The 21,791-nt window shown below is 67.6% G+C and carries 14 protein-coding genes; 2 read left to right on the forward strand and 12 right to left on the reverse strand.

Annotated features, from left to right (window positions below; translation table 11 throughout):
• Positions 1-2,170: pyruvate carboxylase (locus Q0A15_RS11800; RefSeq protein ID WP_291279722.1), on the reverse strand; the 2,170-nt coding region annotated here is incomplete at its 3' end.
• Positions 2,171-2,477: 307 nt separating this feature from the next.
• Here Q0A15_RS11800 and Q0A15_RS11805 point away from each other — a divergent pair.
• The gene (locus Q0A15_RS11805) at positions 2,478-3,284 is read left to right on the forward strand and encodes a ParA family protein (protein WP_291279734.1); all 807 of its coding nucleotides are present in this window, start codon (positions 2,478-2,480) and stop codon (positions 3,282-3,284) included.
• Between the two features lie 136 nt (positions 3,285-3,420).
• Here Q0A15_RS11805 and Q0A15_RS11810 read toward each other — a convergent pair whose 3' ends face one another.
• From Q0A15_RS11810 to Q0A15_RS11825, 4 genes are all read right to left on the reverse strand, one after another.
• Positions 3,421-3,942 carry a MerR family transcriptional regulator gene (locus Q0A15_RS11810; RefSeq protein WP_291279735.1) on the reverse strand — a complete coding sequence of 174 codons (522 nt, stop codon included), beginning with the start codon at positions 3,940-3,942 and terminating at the stop codon, positions 3,421-3,423.
• A gap of 343 nt (positions 3,943-4,285) precedes the next feature.
• The gene (locus tag Q0A15_RS11815; protein WP_291279723.1) at positions 4,286-4,783 is read right to left on the reverse strand and encodes a bifunctional nuclease family protein; all 498 of its coding nucleotides are present in this window, start codon (positions 4,781-4,783) and stop codon (positions 4,286-4,288) included.
• Entirely contained in the window at positions 4,783-5,529 is a 747-nt protein-coding gene (locus tag Q0A15_RS11820; RefSeq protein ID WP_291279724.1) for a MerR family transcriptional regulator, read from the reverse strand. The genes Q0A15_RS11815 and Q0A15_RS11820 overlap by 1 nt, the downstream gene beginning before the upstream one ends.
• A 5-nt stretch (positions 5,530-5,534) precedes the next feature.
• Positions 5,535-5,990 carry an FHA domain-containing protein gene (locus tag Q0A15_RS11825; RefSeq protein WP_291279725.1) on the reverse strand — a complete coding sequence of 152 codons (456 nt, stop codon included), beginning with the start codon at positions 5,988-5,990 and terminating at the stop codon, positions 5,535-5,537.
• A gap of 376 nt (positions 5,991-6,366) precedes the next feature.
• Between Q0A15_RS11825 and Q0A15_RS11830 the strand changes: the two genes are divergently transcribed.
• Positions 6,367-7,581, forward strand: a complete 1,215-nt coding sequence (locus Q0A15_RS11830) for an MFS transporter (RefSeq protein ID WP_291279726.1) — start codon at positions 6,367-6,369, stop codon at positions 7,579-7,581.
• Positions 7,582-7,711: 130 nt separating this feature from the next.
• Here Q0A15_RS11830 and Q0A15_RS11835 read toward each other — a convergent pair whose 3' ends face one another.
• The 7 genes from Q0A15_RS11835 to Q0A15_RS11865 all read right to left on the reverse strand — a co-directional run.
• Positions 7,712-8,974 carry a DUF2185 domain-containing protein gene (locus tag Q0A15_RS11835; RefSeq protein WP_291279727.1) on the reverse strand — a complete coding sequence of 421 codons (1,263 nt, stop codon included), beginning with the start codon at positions 8,972-8,974 and terminating at the stop codon, positions 7,712-7,714.
• 169 nt (positions 8,975-9,143) lie between these two features.
• Complete coding sequence (locus Q0A15_RS11840; protein ID WP_291279728.1) at positions 9,144-11,453, reverse strand: transglutaminase domain-containing protein; 2,310 nt, start codon at positions 11,451-11,453, stop codon at positions 9,144-9,146.
• On the reverse strand, positions 11,450-12,715 hold the full coding sequence (locus Q0A15_RS11845) for a DUF58 domain-containing protein (protein WP_291279729.1): 1,266 nt from the start codon (positions 12,713-12,715) through the stop codon (positions 11,450-11,452). The genes Q0A15_RS11840 and Q0A15_RS11845 overlap by 4 nt, the downstream gene beginning before the upstream one ends.
• Positions 12,712-13,707: a MoxR family ATPase gene (locus Q0A15_RS11850; protein ID WP_291279730.1), complete on the reverse strand. Its 996-nt coding sequence runs from the start codon at positions 13,705-13,707 to the stop codon at positions 12,712-12,714. The genes Q0A15_RS11845 and Q0A15_RS11850 overlap by 4 nt, the downstream gene beginning before the upstream one ends.
• Before the next feature lie 28 nt (positions 13,708-13,735).
• The gene (locus Q0A15_RS11855; RefSeq protein ID WP_291279731.1) at positions 13,736-19,711 is read right to left on the reverse strand and encodes an Ig-like domain-containing protein; all 5,976 of its coding nucleotides are present in this window, start codon (positions 19,709-19,711) and stop codon (positions 13,736-13,738) included.
• The gene (locus Q0A15_RS11860) at positions 19,708-21,243 is read right to left on the reverse strand and encodes a serine/threonine-protein kinase (protein WP_291279732.1); all 1,536 of its coding nucleotides are present in this window, start codon (positions 21,241-21,243) and stop codon (positions 19,708-19,710) included. Before Q0A15_RS11860 ends, Q0A15_RS11855 begins: the two co-directional genes overlap by 4 nt.
• The coding region (locus Q0A15_RS11865; RefSeq protein ID WP_291279733.1) for an FHA domain-containing protein at positions 21,233-21,791 on the reverse strand (559 nt) is incomplete at its 5' end. The genes Q0A15_RS11860 and Q0A15_RS11865, both read right to left, overlap by 11 nt.

Genomic DNA, 21,791 nt, shown 5'->3' on the forward strand with positions numbered 1-21,791 from the left:
CCTTGATGGCGAGGATGTGGGCTCCGGCGTCCACGATCCGTTGGGCCAGTTCGAGGTAGTAGTCCAGCGTGTAGAGCGTCTCGTCCGGGTCGGAGAGGTCCGCGGTGTAGCAGAGGGCCACCTCTGCCACGGCCGTCCCGGTCTCCCGGACCGCGCGGATGGCCGGAGCCATCTGCTCCACGTCGTTGAGCGCATCGAAGATCCGGAAGATGTCGATGCCGGTGCGGGCGGCCTCCTTGACGAAGGCCTCCGTCACGGCCTCGGGGTAGGGCGTGTAACCCACCGTGTTGCGGCCGCGCAGCAGCATCTGCAATGGAATGTTCGGGACGGCCTTACGGAGAAGTTCCAGACGCCTCCAGGGATCCTCGCCAAGGAAGCGCAGCGACACGTCGTAGGTGGCGCCACCCCAGACCTCCATGGAGAACAGCCCGGGCAGGGTGTGCGCCACGGCAGGGGCCGCAGCGAGCAGGTCACGGGTGCGGACGCGGGTGGCCAACAGTGACTGGTGGGCGTCGCGGAAGGTGGTGTCGGTGACGCCCACCTCGGTCCGCGAGCGGAGTTCGGCGGCGAAGCCCTCCGGGCCCTTTTCCAAGAGCACCTGACGCCAGCCATCGGCCGGATCCTGCGGAAGCGGAAGGTCGAACGGGGAACGGTCCGGCAGCTCCAGCTTGTCACCGGGGAAGCGAGGCAGCTTGTCCCGCGGGTCGATACCGGAGATCCGCTCGCCGTGTGGACGGTTCACGGCAACGTCCGCCAGATAGGTGAGCGCCTTGGTGCCGCGGTCCTGGCCCTGACCGCCCTTGACCAACTCCGGGTGGGAGTCGATGAAGTCGGTGGCGACGTCCCCGGAGAGGAACTGCTCGTTGGTGAGCACGTTGAGCAGGAACGGGATGTTCGTGGACACGCCACGGATACGGAACTCGGAGAGCGCACGCCGGGCGCGGGCGATCGCGGTGTCGAAGTCCTTGCCACGACAAGTGAGCTTCACCAGCATGGAGTCGAAGTGCGGCGAGACTTCGGCGCCCGTGTAGATGGTGCCGCCGTCCAGGCGCACACCGGAGCCACCGGCGGAGCGGTAGGCCGTGATGGTTCCGACGTCGGGGCGGAATCCGTTGGCGGGGTCCTCGGTGGTGATACGGCACTGCAGCGCGGCACCACGTACGTGCAACTCGTCCTGCTTGATGCCCAGGTCCGTCAGTGACTCGCCTGCGGCGATGCGCATCTGGGACTGCACCAGGTCGATGTCGGTGATCTCCTCGGTGACGGTGTGCTCAACCTGGATGCGCGGGTTCATCTCGATGAACACGTGCTGTCCGGCTCGCTCGCCCACGGTGTCCACCAGGAACTCGACGGTTCCAGCGTTCACGTAGCCGAGGGACTTCGCGAATTTGACGGCATCGGCGTGCAGGGCGTCGCGGATGGAATCGTCCAGGTGCCAGGCAGGGGCCATCTCGATGACCTTCTGATGACGACGCTGCAGGGAACAGTCGCGCTCGAAGAGGTGGACCACGTCGCCCTGGGAGTCGGCGAGGATCTGGACCTCGATGTGGCGCGGACGCAGCACGGCCTGCTCAAGGAACACGGTGGGGTCGCCGAAGGCGGTGCCCGCCTCACGCATGGCCGCACCGAGCGCCTCGGGGAGGTCCTCACGGGTGTCGACGCGGCGCATACCGCGGCCACCGCCGCCCGCCACGGCCTTCACGAAGATCGGGAACCCGATCTCGTCCGCCTGTTCGATGAGCCATTCGACGTCCGCGCTCGGCTCACAGGAGGCCAAGGTCGGAATACCGGCCGCCTTGGCGGCCTTGAGTGCCGCAACCTTGTTACCGGCCAGCTCGAGCACCTCGGGCGGCGGACCAACGAAGGTGATGCCGTTGTCCCGGGCGGCCGAGGCCAGCTCGGGATTCTCCGAGAGGAACCCGTATCCGGGATAGATGGCATCGGCCCCGGATTCCTTGGCCACGCGGATGATCTCGTCCACATCAAGGTAGGAACGGACCGGATGCCCTTCCTCTCCGATGCGGTACGACTCGTCGGCCTTCTGCCGGTGGATGGACCCGCGATCTTCCCACGGGAACACCGCAACGGTCTTTGCGCCGAGTTCGACGCCGGCTCGGAAGGCCCGGATGGCGATCTCGCCACGGTTGGCCACCAACACCTTGGAAAACACGTGTGATTCCTCTCGTCATCGGCCTGGTCCGCCTCGCCCACGGGTTCGGGCGACCGCAAGGAACCTGGCCGGTCGTTGGACGTCGCCCGGACCTCGGGCACGCGTCTTCCACGCACCCGGCATCCCCGGTGACGATCGCCACGGTAGTGCCACATGATGGAACCAGGAAAATCATGACGGACGCGGCTCGTCGCACTCAGTCTCACGAGAACATATCGGTATGATGGTTGCCAGTGAGTCTCACGGGACGCTCCCTGAGATCTCACTCCCAAGCACAGCCACTTAACGTGAAGGACGGGTGAACCACGTGCAGGTCGTGAGCATCTCCTCCCTGAAGGGAGGCGTGGGCAAGACCTCGGTGACCCTCGGACTCGCCTCAGCAGCCATGAGCCAGGGCATCTCCACCCTGGTGGTGGACCTGGATCCGCATGCAGACGCCAGCACCGGCCTCGGCGCCAACCCCGTCGGCGCCACCCCGATCGGCGAGTTGTTGCGCCGCCCGCGCAAGCAGGCCATCGATGACGTCGTGACCCCGTCCTCCTGGACGGCACGCCAGCAGCGCCGTCACCCCAACCAGGCCTCCCGCTTGGACGTGGCGCAGGGTTCGGCCCTGACCGGTTATTACGATCGCCCGGATCTGCGCGCCCGTGACCTGAAGCGGCTCTCCACGGTGCTCAGTTCCTCCCGGAACTATGAATTGGTCCTCGTGGACTGCCCGCCCTCGCTGTCCGGCCTGACCAGGATGGCGTGGTCCGCCTCACACGGTGTGTTGCTGGTAGCGGAACCTTCGCTGTTCTCCGTGGCAGGAACCGAGCGTTCCATGCGGGCCCTCGAGCTCTTCCGTGACGAGTTCTCGGTGCCTCTGGACACCGTGGGCGTGGTGGCGAATCGATACCGCGAGAACTCCACGGAGCACGCCTTCCGCCTCTCGGAGTTGCGCACCATGTTCGGGGACAAACTGCTCTCCCCCGTGATCAACGAGCTACCACAGTGGCAGCAGATCCAGGGCGCGGCGCACGCCGTGCATCATTGGCCGGGCAAGGACGCCGCCAAGGCTGCCGCGAACTACGAGGCCTTGCTTCGCTCGGTCCGCGCGGGACTCTCCACCCGCTGACCCCGTCGGCCCGCCTCTGGCCGCCCATCCCATTCATTCCATCGCGTCGCCGTGGCGACGTACGCAGAAGGCCCGACGCCGGTACTTGCCGTGATCTCTCAAGGCGGGCACCGGCGTCGGGCCTTGTGGGCTTTGCTCAGCTCGCGGAGCGAGCGGCACGCCGCTTGGCGAGCTCGTCCTCCGGGAAGCCGTGCTCCTCTTCCTCTGCGCGCTCGGCCGGAAGCTGGACGATGGAGGCCTCGACGTCTCGCCACACCTTGCCGATGGCGATGCCGAAGACACCCTGACCGCCTTGGACCAGGTCGATGACCTCTTCCTGGGAGGTGCACATGTACACGGACGCGCCGTCGCTCATGAGGGTCAGCTGCGCCAGGTCTGCCTGTCCCTGCTCGCGGAGGGTTCCCACGGCGGAGCGGATCTGCTGCAGGGAGACGCCGGTGTCAAGGAGCCGCTTGACGACCTGGAGGACCAAGATGTCGCGGAAGCTGTAGAGACGCGCCGAACCGGATCCGCGTGCGCCACGCACGGTGGGGACCACCAGACCGGTACGTGCCCAGTAGTCCAGCTGACGGTACGTGATGCCTGCGATCTTGCACGCGATGGGGCCGCGGTAACCGGAACCGTCTTGCAGGTACTGCAGGTCGTCACCGAAGAGCACGCCCTGACTCCCGTCTGCGGGCGCTGCTGGCGTCGAAGCGCCGACGACGTCGTGGACACCGCCGGGGGTCTCGTTGTCTTCTCTCACGCGTTCATCTCCTTGTTCCGAGGCTACCCAAGTCGACAAGGGGGAAGAAGGCAGTCGGCGTGTTCCACAGCCTGCGCGCGGGTGCGAGTGCGTGCTGACGTGTTCATGCAGGTGCCCGAGGTTCTTGGGTGTCTCTCGAAAGATGACGTTAGGCGTCGTGGCGCCCTCGGTCAAAGACCTTCAACCTGAGGTTGAGGTGTGTCGCGTCAGCGTGACCGAATCGTGACCTTTGTCGGTGTCATGGAACGGTGCAGCGTCACTCGAAATCGGACGGGTCGATGTCGTCCAGGAAGGCCCTGAACTCGGCCACGCGCTCCTCGTCCTCCTCCGTGACGGTCTCGGGGTCCGCGATGAAGCCGACGGCCTCCACGACCTCCGTGGCACACAGCACTGGCACTCCGGCCGCCAGCGCCACCGCAACGGCATCCGAGGCACGGGCGTCCACCGTCTTCCCGCCCGGCAGGTCCACCCGCGCGTGGAACACGGTGTCCTGGACCGACACGATCCTGACGCGTTCCACGTGGGAGCCCAGCGCGGCAACCAATGCCAGCAAGAGATCGTGCGTCAGCGGTCGAGGTGTGTCCAACCCCTGGGCATACCCGGCGATCACCGAGGCCTCCGGCGCGCCGATCCACACCGGGATCCGACGTTGCGTTCCAGGCTCCTCCAACAGCACCAACGGCTGGTTGGAGGGCAGCTCCACACGCACGCCCACCACGGTCAGCTCGACATATCCCTCTTCGAATCCGGCCATCAGCGATCCAGATGCGCCAACCCGCCCGAGAGCAGGCCGGCATGCAGCTGCAAGACGGCGCCGGCAAGGTTCTCGGCCTCGTCAGCGGTTCGAGCGGCGGCGGCCGCGTCCTTGCGCCGCGCCAGCGGGGCCACGGCGGACTCGACCATGCCGATCTCGCGATCGGCAGCGGTCCTGAACGCGCGCAGGTGACGAGGCTCGAAGCCCTTCTCGGCCAGCGTGAGGCATGCCTCCACGATCTTGAGTGCGGACTCGTGGAACAGGCCGTCGTCCTCGGCGCTCAACAATCGTTCCGCACGCAGCCGCTCGAGGAATTCTGCGCTGGCACCACTACGACGTTCCAATTCGGACAGGTCCAGTTGGGCGCCACGATTCCCGATTTCCTCGGCGGTGTGAGGATCAAGACTGCGCGGTGCCACGACTTCGCCGCCCGGCAGCGCAGGAGGGGTCTTCCCCTGGTCAAGGGCATCCACGTATTCCTTGATGACCTTCAGAGGAAGGTACTGGTCACGCTGGAGACCCAGGACGAAACGCAGCCGATCCACATCCACGTCGGAGTATTTGCGGTATCCGGCCGAAGTCCTGGCCGGTGTGACCAGGCCCTTCTCCTCCAGGAAACGGATCTTGGAGGCGGTGATACCGGGGAATTGGTCGCGCAGTTGCGTGAGTACCTCGCCGATGTTCAGGTCGCCACGGCGAGGCGAGGCTGCGCCACCGAGCGTTGCTCGGGCCTTTGCAGTCGCCACCCGGATCAGGCCTGCGCTTGGCTGCGGCCGTAGAAGGTCAACACGAACTTGCCGATACGCACCTCGGCGCCGGTACGCAGTTTGGCCTCGTCGACGCGGTCCCCGTTGACGTAGGTGCCGTTGAGTGAGCCTGTGTCCACCACGCGGAAACCGTCGTCCCCGCGGTCGAAACGAGCATGGCGTCGGGAGACGGTGACGTCGTCGAGGAAGATGTCCGACTCGGGGTGACGTCCCACGGTGGTGACATCGGAATCCAGGAGGAAGCGGGCGCCTGGTTCTCCGCCTGCATGGGAGATCAGCAGTGCCGAACCCACAGGAAGGGCGCCGACTGCAGCGCGTTCTTCCTGGCTGAGCTGATACTCAGCAATCACCTCGTCGGTGACTCGTGGCAGTCCAACACTCGTGGCCTCGGCGTTCTCACGCTCAACGGACCGCGGGTCCTGGTTCTGTCCCTCAGTCATGACGACTCATCTCCTCTTGGCGACCTGTGCCGTACCCCACGGCGAACCCGTGAAGCGAATTCCGTGGCTCGTGAACACGCACCCCGGCCCACTCAGCCTATCCCATCGACACCATTTCGTAACCATACAAATGTGACTCATGTGAAAGAAGTGATTCAGTGCCGATGCCAGCGGCCCACAATCCGGCGCCCGTCCCCGGCCTGCCGAAACACGTGCACAAGCCGCGTAGGAACTACTATGGACCCTCGGCCCAAGTGGCCGAAACCCCCTTGTCCCCCCGGCCTCTCCGGTCCCACCGAGGATCAGCCGGTCACCACTGGGCTGCCACCATCCCGGGCGAGCCCAGTCCAGAACTCCGAAAGTCCGTGATCAACTCGTGACCAACTCCATCGGTCCTCGCCGAGCCACCCTCGCGGTGCGCGTGCTCGCCCTGGGCGGCTGCGGTATCGGGTGCACCGAGTTCGCCTCCATGGGTCTGCTTCCGCAGATCGGCGAAGAACTGATCCCAGGGTTCGCCAGCCATCCGGAGGCGTCCATCGCCCAAGCCGGGCAGCTCGTGTCCGTCTATGCGCTCGGTGTGGTGGTCGGCGCACCCACCCTGGCCGCACTCACCTCCCGCATGTCCCGCTCCACCCTGGCCATGTGGCTCCTGGTCTGGTTCGTCGCAGCGACCGCCGCATCCGCCTTCATGCCAACGTTCGAGACCACCATGGTGATCCGTTTCTTGGCAGGCCTTCCACACGGCGCCTACTTCGGGGTGGCTTCCCTCTTGGCTGCGCAGATCATGGGTCCGGGAAAACAGGGCAAGGGAATTGCCCTTGCCCTGTCCGGGCTGACCGTGGCCAATATCGTCGGCGTGCCCGCCGTGACCTGGGTGGGCCACACCTTCGACTGGCGGGTGGCCTACCTGAGCGTCGCCATCATCTTCCTCGTGACCCTGAGCATGGGCTACCTGGTCCTCCCCCGCTTCCCGGGAGACCCCACCCGCTCCGCCAAGGCCGAGCTCAAGGCCTTCCGCAACGGACAGCTCTGGCTCTTGATCGCGATCGGGTGCATCGGCTTCGGCGGCTTCTTCGCCGTGTACTCCTACCTGTCGGAACTCGCGGTACGCCTCACCCACCTGGACGGGAGCACCGTTCCTTGGCTCCTGGCCGTTGTGGGGATCGGCATGACCATCGGCAACCTCGTGGGTGGCAGGGTCTCCGACCCCCATCCGGTCGGTTCCCTGATGACCGGCTTCGGGTCCTACATGGGCGCGTTGGTGCTCTTCAGTTTGACCGCGGCCAACCCCGTTGGCCTCTTCGTCTCGGCCGGACTGGTGGGTGCCACGTCCTCACTGCTGATGGTCCCCGTCCAGACCCGCCTCATCTCGGCGGCCGGCAATTCCCCGCTCATGGGTGCAGCCACCAACCACGCAGCCTTCAACGTCGGCAATGCCCTCGGGGCCGCGCTGGGAGGCGCCGTCATCGCAGCCGGACTCGGTTACAGGGCTCCTGGCTGGACCGGCTTGACCCTGGCTGCGCTCGGCTTCATCGGGCTCGTGATCTCCTTGGCGTGGGAGCGCAAGGCGGGTCGATTGGTCCGCGACTGAGGCGGCGTGCCGCCCGGCACTCCCCCAACGGACGACGACGGCGCCCACCGCGTTGGTGGGCGCCGTCGTGGTCCGTAACCGCCACCAGCGGTGGCCGATGGGCCGGCACCTGCCGGCAGGCGGGCTCGGATCAGGCCGTGCGGAAGCCTACGGAGGCCAGCTCCTCGGGGCTGAACTCCACGAATCCGCCCGATGCGCCGGGATCGATGCACAGGTACATGTCTTCTGCCAGGTTGGCACGGATCCAGCTCAACGGGATATCTGCCGCGGAACCGGAATCCTGGTAGCGGAAGACCTCCAGCGCGGAGGAGAACAGTGCGAACTCGCGTTCGCCGCCGGACTGGCGGGTCACCAGTAGCGGGTAGGCGGGCTGCCCCGGCTGCGCCTGGTACAGGTAGACGCCGGTGGCCTCGTCCGTGACCAGATACTGAAGCAGGGCCTCTCGGTTGCCGGCTCGCACCAGGTGCTTGAGCTTGCCGTTACGGGAGAAACCGACCACGAATTCGTCCGAGGTGGAGATCTCCACGCCGACCTCGACTGGGTCGATCACGATGGCGTGGGCGCCGACGTCCGTGGCCAGTGTCAACGCTTCGTCTCCCGTCATGGCCGCGAAGTCGGCCTGGCCGCCGATGCGGTCCTGCCATGCCTGCGCACCCTGCCGGGAACTGTGAACGGACACCACTGCGCGGCCCTGGTTGTCGAAGATGGCCGGTGAGCCGTCAGGCTGTACGGGAACCAGGACCACGGACCCATACAACTCGCTGAGCAGCGCCGTCTTGGCATCGGGGTCGCCCGAGCTCAGCCAGGTCTGCACGGCCGAACGCAGCCAGGAGGCGGAGGCATCGACCGCTGAGTCCGCCGCCGAGGCGGCCGAGGCAGGTGCGACCTCTGTGCCCGACGGCGCGGTGGGTTCTAGTGCCGACGCCGCGTGAGCGGGGCCGGTCGGCGCCTGCGGCACCGCTGAGACGGAGGGCTCGGCAGCGGGTTCGGGGGCCACCGGAGCCGCGACCGGCTCGTGTTGCGCTGCAGAAGGTTCGGTGGCAGTCTCCGGCTCGCTTCCAGGGCCGGCCACGATCACGCCGGTGGCCGCATCGCGGACCTGCCGCGTGCCGTCTTCCAAGGTCAGAACCTCGTAGTCGCTACCGACCGGAGCGTCGTAGACCTCGGCGATGATGGGATCGAGGGCGGCGACCTGATTGAAGTCCACCACCCGCAAGCGGGTGGTGTGGGCCACGTTCTCCTCGTCGTCGTCCGCGGCGTAGAAACGCCACCCGGAATCCGTGGGAATGGCGGAGGGAGTCCGCAGCATCCACCTGATACGTCCCGGTCCGCCGATCGCCGTGGCGGTCGCGATGCAACTGCCTGCATTCTCGATCTGGGGTGTCTGACTCACGTGGCCTCGATCTCGTTGATACGTACGACTGCAGCCCGTGCGGCGCAATCGCGGTGTGGTTTACCTGAGTGCAAGTATGCCAACACTGCCACTGGTCCGCATCACGCGTCCACGGCGCGGCGAACATGGGAATCGCCGCGGGCGCTCCGACTTTCGTTCCCTTACCGGGTCACGACGGTTTCCGGAGCGGCGTCCGGCGGGGTTTGCCGTCTCCGCGTCCCCTCCATCCCGTCGGTGTGATGGAACGCCACGAGAAACGACGCCGCCAGCGGTCGCGGCGCCGCTCCGGGGCCCCACGCAGCTGTGCCACGGTGGAGCGGGTTTCCTCCCACACAGCGTCGATCTCCGCACCGTCAGGGCGATCCGGCGAGAACGCGTTCCGGTCCATCCGGGTCGCCAGCCGACGAAGTCGGGTGGTCAGGCCCTCCCCCCGACCGCCAGATACGTCGTCCGGTTCCACGGCCGCCGCTACCTCGCTCCTGGTGGCGGACGCAACGGGTTCGTGGCCCGCATCGGCCACGCCGTCCACGATCTCCGACCAAGCACCGACCACGCTCCCCTGCGCTCTGTCCGTGTGTCGACGTCGACTGCGCCGCACCCACTTGATGAGAGCAGCCGACCACAGCGGAGCGGTCAGGATCAACAGTCCCAGTCCTATGCGCCAGGTCCACCACCAGACTTGGGAGAGGTTGTCCCGCCACGGCTGTCCCGGTTCGTTCGTGTTGGGCTGGGAGTTCTCCGCCGAGGGCGGTGTGGAGTCGCGTAGATCCGGCGGGTCCGGCGGCAGCACGGTGCGCGGCAGCGTCACGGAATCCTCTTCCGTGGTGCGCTGTTCCTCGACTGGTCGGGGCTCGGGGTTGGGGTCCACGGCCACCCAGCCACGCTCGGCATCGTCGACCTCGACCCAGGCGGTCAATTCGCTTCCGGTCAGCGTGCCGTCCGAGTCGACGTCGACGAACCCCATCACCACCCGTGAGGCGAATCCCTGTTGCCTGGCCAGGATGGCGAAGGCCGCAGCATACTGCTCGGCGTCTCCCACCATGGGTTCCTCGTCCACCAAAGCATCCAAGCGCCCGGCTGAGTGACCGGACCGGCTGAAGACTTCCCCCTCATCCGCGTGCGAGACATAACCGGACTGGAGCAACTCAAGCACTGTCTGCAGCTTCTCCCCTGGCCGTTCCTGATTCTGCGTGGCGCGGTCCGCCGCAGCCACCAGCGACTCCGGGAGCACCGGCAGCTGAGGCTGGGACACCTTCCCGGGGCTGAGTCTCTCAAGCCCGGCCGTTGCCGCCTTGTGCCCTGGTACCGCACGCAGCGTGTACTCGGTTCCCGCCTCCACGCCGCCGCTGAGGAGGGCCGCCTCCCGCGAGCGATCGTAGTAGAGCTTGTCCCGCATGTCCGTGGTGATGTCGAGACTCTCCAGCTCTCCGGCCAGCGGCAACCAGGGACTCAACCCTGCTTCCACCCGGACATCGACGCTCTCCCGTTTCCCCTTCGGCCGGTCCACCGTCGAGGGCAGCCTGGTGAAGCCGTGATCGCGGTCCGCGGCCACTCGGAAGGCCACCCCGTCGTAGTCGTCCAGCACGGCCAAGCGCAGCATGGTCCCAGGAGCCAGCCCGGAGACGGTGGCCGCGGCGTCCTGCTTGCCCTCGCCGGTGACCCAGGACCGATAGCCCTGCAGGGGTGAGGAGTCTCGGTCCGGCTCGTAGAAGGGGTGGTACGCCTGCCGCGCCACCGTCCGTTCGCCACCCGGTACGGCGGTGCTCACACCGGCCGCGGCCACGGCACAGACCGCGACGAACGCCAGGGCCGCCGCGGTCCTGCGCATGGATCCCCTGCGCAGTTTCCGGGTGTGATCGCGGTCCACGCCCCGGTCCGCAGGCCGCACCAGCTGGGACCAGGTCACGGCCACGAGCACCATGCCGATCCCCACCAGCAGCTCGCGGAAACCGTGCCTCGATCCGAACACGATGCCGTAGATCAGCACGGCGGTCCCCGCGGCGACGCCCGGCCAACGCTTGGCGCGGATGGAGCCTGCTACCGCCGCCCAGCCACCGAGGTAGGTCAGCAGGTACATCGGAACCAGGACGTCGCCATAGCGGCCCAACGGCGGTTCAAGGCTGATGACGTCCACCCACGAGGTGAGGCACGCGACCAGGAACTCCCCCAGCCCGGAGGGAGTCGGGACCACACCGGCCACGGTGGCGCCAGGGACCTCCGGCAACGCGGCCGGGACCCCAATCAGCAGACCCCAGACCACCGCGACCGGCAGCTGCACCGGCCAAGGCAGGCGCAGCAGATACATCCCCACTCCGGCGAGGGCCGCGGCACAGAATCCGGCCGCGGCGGCGACGACGAGCCAGACGTCTTGGTGCAGCTGCCACGTGGTGACGGCGGCGACGGTCATCAGCAGGGCGCTGAAGACCAGGTCCCGGATCAGGGTGGGACGGGTTGTGCCTGCCCTGCGGCGCCCGCTCATGCGGTGGCCCCTCTCATGAGCGCGCGGGGAAGGTCTTCCAGATACCCGATGCGTAGGACCTGGACACCGGCGACTTCGCGCAGCCCTGGGGTGGCTTCCGGGTCACAGACCACGGCGACGGTGTGCACGCCGAGGCCGAAGCGTTGCGACCAGCTGGTCACCTCGCGGATTCCGGGGCTGGAACCCACGATGAGGAACACGATGGAGATGCCGGGGATCGTGGCGGCGGACAGGGAGGCGAGGTCGTCGACGCCCACGTCCGATTCGCCCAGCGCCACGTCGCAGAGCCCGTCAAGCAGCCGACCAGCGCTGAGGGACGGGATGTTCTCGGGTTCACGCGCCTCCGGGGCGCCTGGGGGTCTACGCACCGGTCCGGTGACCACGGTCAGGTCACGTCCGTCGCGGAGGGCCCGAACCCCCAGGGACGCGGCGACCGAGACACCCAGTTCGAACTCCGTTGCGTCTTCCCAGGAGTCCTCGTCACGGCCGAAGGCCACCACGAGGTGGGAGCGCCTGGTCTCCTCGAACTGGCGCACCATGAGTTCGCCGGTGCGGGCGGAGGCCTTCCACGAGATGTGACGACGGTCGTCGCCCGGACGGTATTCGCGCAGCGCATGGAAGGAGAGGTCGGATGCCGTGAGGTCAGAGGTGGGTTGGCCCTCGAGATCCCTGACGAACCCGGTGGAGGTGGGTGGCAGTGACACCGTCCGGGGGTGGACGTAGACCTCCTCCACGTCCGAGAATCGGGCGCGACGGCGGAAGAGACCCACGGGGTCGCCGCGAACCGAGCGGACGGGGCCCACTCGGACCACCCCTCGGGCCTCGGCCGGGATCCGAAGTTCTTGCGACTGTTGCTTGCCGGTGATGGGTAGGGCGACGGGCTCTCCGTCGATCTCCACCTCCACCTGGGTGTTCCACGCGCGGAAGCGGGAGACGTCCTTGACGGTGACCGTGGCGGTCACCGGACGTCCCACCTTGGTGCGGGTGGCAGAGAGGTCGATGGAGACGTCGTAGCGCGGGTGCCCCACGAGGAAGAGGAGCGAGAAGGCGGAGACCAGCAGTGCCGTCCAACCGATCACCACGAGCTCGGCCCACCCCAGTGGGTAGCCGACACCCAGCCCCACCGTCGCAGCGGCGAGCATGCCCCAGCCCAAGGGCGTGGTGGTCCGTCGAACCAGGGCGGCTGCGCGTGCCACCCCGGCGCGGCTGCGTTCCAGCCCACGTTCCGGGCCGAGGAACGTGGTGGATTCTTCGGGACTCATCCCTGCCCTTGTACGGGCGGCTTGACGTCCAGCAGGACGCGACCGATCACGCTGGTGGCGTCCACGCCGTCGAACTCCGCCTCGGGATCCAACACCAGCCGGTGGGCCAGCACCGAAGAGGCCAAGGTCTTCACGTCATCGGGGACCACGTAGCCCCGGCCGGCGACGAGGGCCCAGGTGGAGACGCAGCGCACCAGGGCCAGCGCGCCGCGCACGGACACGCCCAGCCGCACCTCGGGGGCCTGCCTGGTGGCCTCCACGAGCCGGGTGATGTAGTCCAGCACGGCATCGTCGATGTGGACCTGTTTGGTCATGCCCTGCAGTTCGCGCACCTGGCGGGTGTCCAGGGCTGCGTCCAGTTCCACGTTGTGCGAGCGCACATGCGCCTTGCGGAGGATCTGCCTGGTGGTGGCGGAGTCCGGGTACCCCAGCGAGGTCTTCATCAGGAAGCGGTCCAGTTGCGCCTCAGGCAAGCGATACGTTCCGGCCTGCTCCACCGGGTTCTGCGTGGCGATCACCATGAAGGGCTCCCCCACGCGCCGGGTGGCCCCGTCCACCGTCACCTGGCCCTCCTCCATGACCTCCAGCAGGGCGGACTGCGTCTTCGGGGAGGCCCGGTTGATCTCATCGGCCAGGACGATATTGGCGAAGACCGGCCCCTGGTGGAATTCGAAGGCTCCCGTGGCCTGGTGGTAGACGCTCATGCCGGTGACGTCGGCGGGCAGCAGATCCGGGGTGAACTGGATGCGCCCCACCGTGCCGTCCACGATCTGCGCCATGGCGCGGGCCAAGGAGGTCTTACCGGTGCCTGGGTAGTCCTCCAGTAGCAGGTGGCCGCCGCTGACCAGGCAGGTCAGGGCCATGCGGATCACGTGCGTCTTGCCGTAGAGCACCTGTTCCACGCCCCCGACCATTGACTCGAACCCCGTGGAGAAGAAGTTCACCTGCTCCTGATTGAGCAGGGGCGCGCCGCTGACGGATGAGCTCGTCATGGTGTGTCCTCCGTGTCCTTGCTGGTTCTCATCTGCTTGAGTAGCCCTCTGCGAATCCCGCGTCCGAGGGGTTCGGCTCGGGTTCCGGATCGGGTTCCGGCTCGGGCTCCGGTTCGGGTTCCGGTCCCTCACACGTCACCCTGTTGTCGTACCGGGTCTCCGTGAACCCGTGCTTGGATGCTCTGGTCCACAGGTAAAGCTTCTCACCCGGTCCCGCGGCATCCACAACGACGCGGCCGCGCTCGACCTTCTTGAACGGCGGCGGTTCGTTTCTGTCCTGGTCCTCCTGCCTGTTCCAGCCGGCCTCGACCTCCGCCCCGTGAGCCGAACTCACCTGGACGGTGGTCTTGCCGTCCGCGATGCACTGCTCTCCCTCGAACTTGACATCCAGGCCCAGGTCCACGGTCCGTTTGGTCTGGGTCCCGACCTTCTTGGACTCGGAGCAGAAGCTCTTCTTGGCCGTGCGGCAGTTCATGGCCCACACGGTCACGGGCTTGTCGTCCGTCCCGAAGGTCACGTCCTTCCCAGGGCTCGCGGGCTTCCAGTTTCCGCTTCCGGTACCCGGCGCCTGATCGCCGAAGGCCACGAAGAAGTACTTGGCGCTGGGGTTACCCGCGTCGATGCGGTAGTGGGGCTGCTGGCCCTGCCGGCTGTCCTCGGTGTCCCTCTCCAGCCAGGTGTTTCCGCCCGGGGCACCCACGTGGGTGTCCACCTTCTTGGTCAGGGCTTGAGTGCAGAAGAGGCCGTTGCTGACCTTCACCGTGAACACAGGTTCCTTGCCCGGCTCCAGCTCCGTCTTCCAGGTGCTCCCGTCCACGTTGGCCTTGAAGCCCTCGGTGGAACAGGTCCCCGCCGAGTCTCCGCCGCGCTTGAGCGAGACCTGGGCCTGAGTGGGTGAGCCGCGACCGTCGGCCCTGAACTCGACCTGGGCTGATTCCCCGTCTGCGGTCAGACCCGCTGACGCAGCGGTGATCTTCGGAGCGGCCACGGCAGTACCTTGCGCATCGACCGGTTCGGACGTCATGCGCTTGTTCTTGGCCGTCACCACCAGCCGGTACTGTTGCCCGGCGCGGATCCTGGAATCGTTGACGTTGACCTTGGTCCCCGCGGTCTGGCGCACGATCCCGCCATCCGGTAGGCCGGGGCCCACCAACTTCACGGTGTAACCGGAAACATCCGTTCCCCACGGGGCGGCCTTCGGCGCCGTCCAGGAGGCCACGAACGTGTGCCCTGAGCGGTCAGTTGCCGACGGTTTCAGGACCGGCCGCCTCGGTGTGCCGGGTTGGTGGTCCATCATGACGGACTGCGAGGGCTGCGACCAGGCGCCGGCGCCCACCCCGTTGACGGCCCGCATCCGGAAGCTGTGGTCCACTCCGTAGGAGAGCCCTTCGACGCGGCAGGCACGCGGTCCGCCGCTGCAGGTACCGATCTCCGCTTCGTCCACCTGGTATTCGTAGCGCTGGATGGCGGAGCCGTTGGGCTCCGCCCCGGAGACGGACAACGCCACGGCTGCGTCCTCGGGGTACTGCGTCACCGACGGCGCACCGGGCGCGCCCGGCACGTCCTGCACGGTGACACGGAGCAGACCCTCGGCTCTGCGAGAGGCGTCTCCGGTGGCATCCTGCACCTGGTAAACGGCCGTGGCCGTGCCCGTGGTGGCCGAGTCGCTCGCGCTGACCTTGAGCCCGGATCCCTTCTTGGAGATCCGGACTCCCTCGACGCTCGTGGTGGTCTCCACCCCGAGCAATTCCAGCTCACGGCCACGGAACGGGGAGACATCGTTGGCCAGGACATCGACCGTCTTGGAGTCACCACGGCGCAGCACGATCTCATCGTCGTGAGCCAGTGGCGGCGGCTTGGTGGAGGACGTCACCGTGATGTCTACTGCAGCGGTCGAGGTACGTCCGTCGGCGTCGGTCACCGTGACCTGCGCCTGCGTGGAGGAACCCGGTTTGGCTCCCTTGGCTGCGGTGACCACAAGAGTGTGTCCTGAGACCTCGGTGTTCACGACGGAGGGGTCACCGCCGCCGACGGACCAGGTGAGTCCGGCGAATCGATCTGCGTCCACCCCTGCCACATCCGTGGATTCCCGGAGGTCGATGCGTGTGCTTTCCGCGGATTCCACCGACACGGTGGCCCGTCGCATGACCGGTGCCGGATCCTTCTCCGGCTCCACCGTGATGGGGAGGATCACCACGGAGGTGGAACGGCCATCGGTGACGGGGACGCTGACGGCCGCGGGCCCCCAGTACCCCGCCGCCGAACGGAACCGCAGGTGGCTTCTGTCCAGGGTTTTGGCCGTTCCGTTCATGGGAATCAACGCATCCGTGTTCGCCACACCCACGCTGCGTCCCTTGGCTGCGATCACCTGTTTCGCCAGGTCGATGTCCAGATCCTTGCCAGTGGTGACCGTGAGGGCAGGCGCGTCGTCGCGCAGTTCCGGCGGCGCTTCGTCGGTCCCGGGAACGGTGATGAAGGCCGTGGCTTCCGCGTTCTCGACATCCGTCCTTGACACGGTGAACGGAATGATGCTGCGTTCCGTTCCTACGGGAACGACTACGCGGCCCTGCGCATCCACTTCGGCTTCGGACCACCCGTGGGGCAGGCCGACGCGTAGGTCGGAACGGTTGCCCTCGCTCAGGCTGGTGGTGGCCAGGACATCGACCGGGACGCGGTCCCTGCCGTCCACCTGGCTCAGGGTCAGGGTCTTGTCCTCCGGTTCGGGAGCCGCCGCCGGTGCCTGGTCCTTGACGTCCACGGTCAACCAGGCGGTGGTCTGTGCCCCTCTTGCGTCCTGGGCCTTGTACAGAACATTCACGCTGCCGGGGGTCCGAGGCGCCGTCAGCTGGACCCGTTTCCCGTCGGTCGTTGCCTTCGCGTCACCTGCAGGGACGGAGGCCTCGGTGACGGTCAGCCCCTTACCGTAGGAGTCCACGTCGTTGTCCAGAACGTCCAGATCGAGCGTGGACCCGGGGCGGGTGGTGACGAGATCGTCCGCGGCATCCGGCCCGGCGATGGGAGCGTCAGGGCCCTGCACGCCCACCCGAACGGTGCCGACGGATGACGCGCCAAGGGCATCGGTGAGACGGTATGTGAAGGTGTCCGTGCCTTCCGAGACATCGTTGGGAACATAGACCATGCTCCGGGAGGACACCCTGCGCAGGGTGCCGTTGCGTGGAGGGGTGACCACCGCTGATATGCCGACGGAGTCACCATCCGGATCCGTGCCCTCAACGGGCACGGGAATGGTCACGGGCTGTCCCGCTCTGGTGCGCGCAGAGACCGAAGGCGCCGAGGGAGCACGGTTCTCCGCGGCGTCCAGCTCGGTGACGGTGACTTCCACCTGGCCCACGGCCTCACGGCCATCCGGGCCGAGCACCCTGTAGCGCGCTTCGAACGTACCGGGGTGGTCTGGGGCCAGGAAACGCAGACGGTCCTTCGTCGCCACCATGAGCCCCTCCTTGGGCCCGGCCACGAGTTCCTGGTCCAGGCGCAGCGGCTTGGAATCGGGATGGGAGTCGTTGCGCAGTACGGGGATGTCGACCACCTCGCCTGCACGAACCGTTGCCCTGTCATCCTTCGCCACGGGAGCCTGCAGGGTGCTGGGTTCCGGTACCTGCACCAAGGTCAGCTGGCCTTGGGCGCTCGAGGTGCCGTTGGAGACCGTGACGTTGAGCTGCATGGGCTCGTCGAGTTCCTTCAGCAAGGTGACCCTGACGCGCTGCCCGTCCACGATCTCCGTGTCGATGCCATCGGCTCTGGTCGGAGCCGATCCGAGCGTGGCTCCCGTAGGGGGGTTGGTGACCGCGGTGACGGTCAGGACCCCGCCTGCAGGATCGTAGGCCTTGGACAACACGTCGGCTTCACCGGATTCCTTCATCCTGACGAACGCCGTTGTGGGTGCCACCACGGGATCCGTGGATTCGTCCGGGACCGGCTGCACCACGACGCGGATGGTCCCGGTCGCGGAGTCGTTGCCGTCCGAGACGGCGTAGCTCACCGTGTATTCCCCCGGCACGTTCGGGGTCAATTTCACGGATCCGTCCGCGTACACCACCGAGGCGTCGAGTCCGTCCTTGTCCCCGTCGCTGATCTCCGCCTTGGTCAGGCGAAGATCGCTGTCTCCACCCCTGGCCAGTTCCGTCGGGGTGGTGACCACATCGGTCCCGATCCTGCCCACCAGGGTGGTGTTCTCGGTGATGATGGGGGTACGCCCCTTGGCCGTCACCGTCACCTTGACGCTGCCGTTGCCGGTGGCCTTCCCGTCGGAGACCCGGGTCCGGACGGTGTCCAGGCCAGGTGACCCTCCGCCCTGAGTCAGGTCCAGCCGCCCGGTGGCTTCCGCCCCAACCTCGTTCGGGGCATTGGCGGTGGCGGATTCCAGGTAGATCGGGTCCGATTCGGGGTCAACCCAATCATCCAACGTCTCCACGGAGGCTTGCCCTCCCTGCGCCACGGTGGTCCGCGTGGCCCGCACCTGCTCCGGGGCGTTGTTCACGTTCTCGCCCACGAGCTTCACCGAGACCTGAGCGGTGTCGCGGCCCCCATTGCCGTCATCCACGGTGTAGGAGAAATTCACGGTGCCGGTCGCGTCGCCGCGCGGGGTGAATTGCAGCTTCTGATCGTTCTCCACGACCTCCACGCTGCCCACCGTCGCCGGCGGTGGGGAGACCGACGTGATCGCGAGCGGGTCGGCATTGCGGTCGGAATCGTTGAGCAGTACAGGCAGTACGTTGGCGCGGCCGGGCCTGGCCCCGAACTCATCGTCCTGTGCCTTGGGTGGCCGCTGCGCCTTCACCGGCGTGGGGGGCACGTCCACGTCGTCGTTGCGTTGATGCACAGTGGTGGCGGAGTCGTCGAAATCGTCCCAGTTGGAGATCAGCGCGCCACCCTGCTGAAGGGCCCAGGACAGCCCGTGCGCGGAGTCGTCCGCCACCACGGTGTCCTGGTTCTTGCGCAGCGTGACGGGTGCATCCGCCACCGCGGAGCTCAGGTCAAAGGCTTCCGGGTCGCGCTCGTCGCAATACTGTTGCGCCGTGCCTTCCGCCCAGGTGCCGTACCAGCAGCCGTCGGCCCGCACGGGTGCGGCCGGCACGGAGTCCATGCCGTCCACCGGCAGCTCCACCGAATCCTTGTCCTCGCCCACCGTGACGAGCCCGCCGTCGTGGGCCAGCACGGCCCGGTCCTGCGCTGCGGTGTCATCGGCCGCCACGGGCTGGGCGAGCCGAACCGATTCCGGGTCGTCGACGACACCGGAGAGGGAGGTGGTCTCACCGAAGGCGTAGAGCTCATTGGAGCCGGGCGCGTACACCACGGGCTCATGTCCCACGAGGGAGATCTGGGCGTTGTCTGCCTTCGCGTCGAAGTCCACGTCAAGGACTTGTTGTTTCTGCCCTGGGACGGCCACCGTGATGCGGGAGGAGGTACGGGAATAGCCGGCCCACACGCCGTCGGGCCCCACGGCCACCACGGCGTCGGTCCCCACCTGCCCGTCCGGCTCAGCGCCTGGGGTGTAGCGGGCAACGTCTTGCAGGCTACGGATCCAGACGTCACCCTTCGCGGGATCCAGGATTCCCATCCGCGAACCGGCGGTGACCACGTCTGGCTCACCCTCGGGAAGATTCACGGTTCCCAGCGCATTCGCCTTGGCGGGATCCACCACGGTCAGGGTGTTCTTCTGTGCGGAATGCATCACCACGCGACGGGCGTCCTGCGCCAGGACATCGCCGTCGCCTTCCAGCCCCACCGTGGTGTCCAGGGAGGAGATCTCGGTGTTGGCACGTCCCAATTGGGAGGTGGAGGTGTTGGCGACCCACACGGAGGCGTCGGACAGATCCGGCGCTGTCCGGTCGAACCCGTTGGCGACGATGCCGATACCGGCCACCAGCGCCACAGCCAAGGCAGCTATTGCAGCGCCGATCCACACCTTGCGTTCGCGCGGCCCGACAGCGCCCCTGCCCGTCTTGTTCCGCGGCTCGGGTCCGCTGCTGCGCCGCCCCGTCACGGCTGAGCCTCATCCGGTCCAGTGCCCGACGGCGCATCGGACGTCTCCGGCCCCGTCGGCTTCGCCGACCGCGCGTTCGAGGTGGACCCCGACCGTGCACACACGGGACCCACGGGGTCTCCGACGTCACCGCTACGCAACACCTTCACGGTGAGACAGACCCGTTGTCCGGTCTCTGCGGTCTCCACGCGGTAGCGGTTGGAGGAGACCGTCTCCGCCGCCTGGCCCTGGACCTGCACCACATAGCCGTCCGAGGCGCCACTGTGCGGAGCCTCCCACGTGAAGTTCACGGCTCCCTGGGCCGATTCCGCTGTGAGGTCGGCGACCGTACCCGGCCCACCGGCCCATGGCTTCCACCACATCAGCACGGCCACGGCGGCTATGACCACGGCAGCACATGTGGCCAGCACCCACCAGCGTCGGGCACCGACGTGCGTGACCTGGAGGGAGCCACGCAGGCGCGTGGCGTCGTCGGCGCTGTTGCCGGTGGTGTCCCCCACGTGGGCGCCGCTACGGTGCCGACGGCGCCTGGTGCCTGCGGTGGACGAGGCACCGAGCGATTCCAGGCGACCCGTGGCCGTACCGGCCTCGCCGTCCGGACCGGCCAGCTCGGGGACCGGAGAGGGTTCCTGCCTGGCCAGTTCCAACGGGGTGGGACGCAGCCCCATCTCCGTCTCGGCCAGCTGCAGCCGGTGCAGCACCTCCATCATGCTCTCCGGCCGGTTGGCAGGCAGCGACTGCAGGCACTGATCGATCAGGTCCACCAGGGCCTGTGGCGCGTCCTCCCTATCGATGCGCAACGGCTTGGGCCGCCCCATGATGCGTCGCGCCAGGCTCATGCGGTCGTTGGGACCCTCCGGCGTCTCGTACGGGGAGCGGCCGGTGAGCAGGGCATAGAGCGTGGCCCCGAAGGAGTAGATCTCGCCCTCGACGGACCCACTGCTCTGGCCCTGAAGGGCCTCGGGCGGAGCCCACGGGATGGACAGGCCGACCTCTGAGGGGTCCTGCAGCTGCGTCACGGGCGCATGGTCTCCCGCGACCTGGCGCAGGGTCGAGGCGATGCCGAAGTCGGAGAGCACGGGGCGGCCGAAGTCCGTGATGAGGACGTTGGCCGGTTTCACGTCACGGTGCAACACGCCGGAGACGTGGGCCGTGTGCAGGGCCGCGCCAATGCCGAGCCCCACAGAGAGCACCTCCGGCACGGAGATGCTCTCTGTGCGGAACCGTGACCCGTAGCCGTCAGGGCAGTACTCGGTGACCAGGTACGGCCGGCCATCCGAGGAGATGCCCGCCTCGTACATGGTGAGCACGTTGGGGTGTCCAGCCAGGTGGGCCAGGGTATTCGTCTCATGCAGGAACGCTGCCCGCAGGTCGCCGGGAACGGCGTCCACGAGCAGGACCTTGACGGCGATCCGTCGTCGCGGCACGGACTGTTCGTACAGGAAGACGTCGGCAAAGCCACCGGTGCCCAAAGGATGGACCAAGGTGTAGCCGGAGAGCACAGGTGCGGTGCCGGGCAGCCTACGAGCCATGACCACCACAGCCATCGGTCATGGAGGGCACGGAGAGGGTGACGCCGTCCCCCAATTCCACGACGGTGCCCGCGGTCACGGGGACCTCTTCCCCGTCCCGCAGGCGGAATGGAGCCTGCCCGGGCATCTTGATGCGGGTCCCGTTGGTTGACCACAGATCACAGACCAGCACCACGCCGGATTGCACACGCAAGCACGCATGCGAGCGGGACACCGTGGCTCCCTGCACCGGAACCAGCCTGGCGTCGCGGTAACGGACGCTGCCCGCAGCAGGCTCGGTGCCCACCACCATCGCCGCGTCCAAGGGGATCTCCGTCTCTCCGGCGGAATCCTCCACCCGCACCACGGGCGGCCGCTGCCCCGGATCCTCCACGGGTTGCGGCGGGGCGGGCACGGGGAGTTGTCCCGGCAGCGTCGCCGCCAACATCGTGGATCCAGGGGTGGGCGCCTGCATAGCAGGAGGTTGCGGGGCCCGGACCGGTGCAACCTTCGGCTGCGTCGCTTCGGCCGGTGCCGACATGGGAGACGAGACGGCGGGGGGCTGGTCG

It is taken from the genome of Galactobacter sp. (genome assembly GCF_022712295.1).
GTDB lineage: Bacteria > Actinomycetota > Actinomycetes > Actinomycetales > Micrococcaceae > Galactobacter.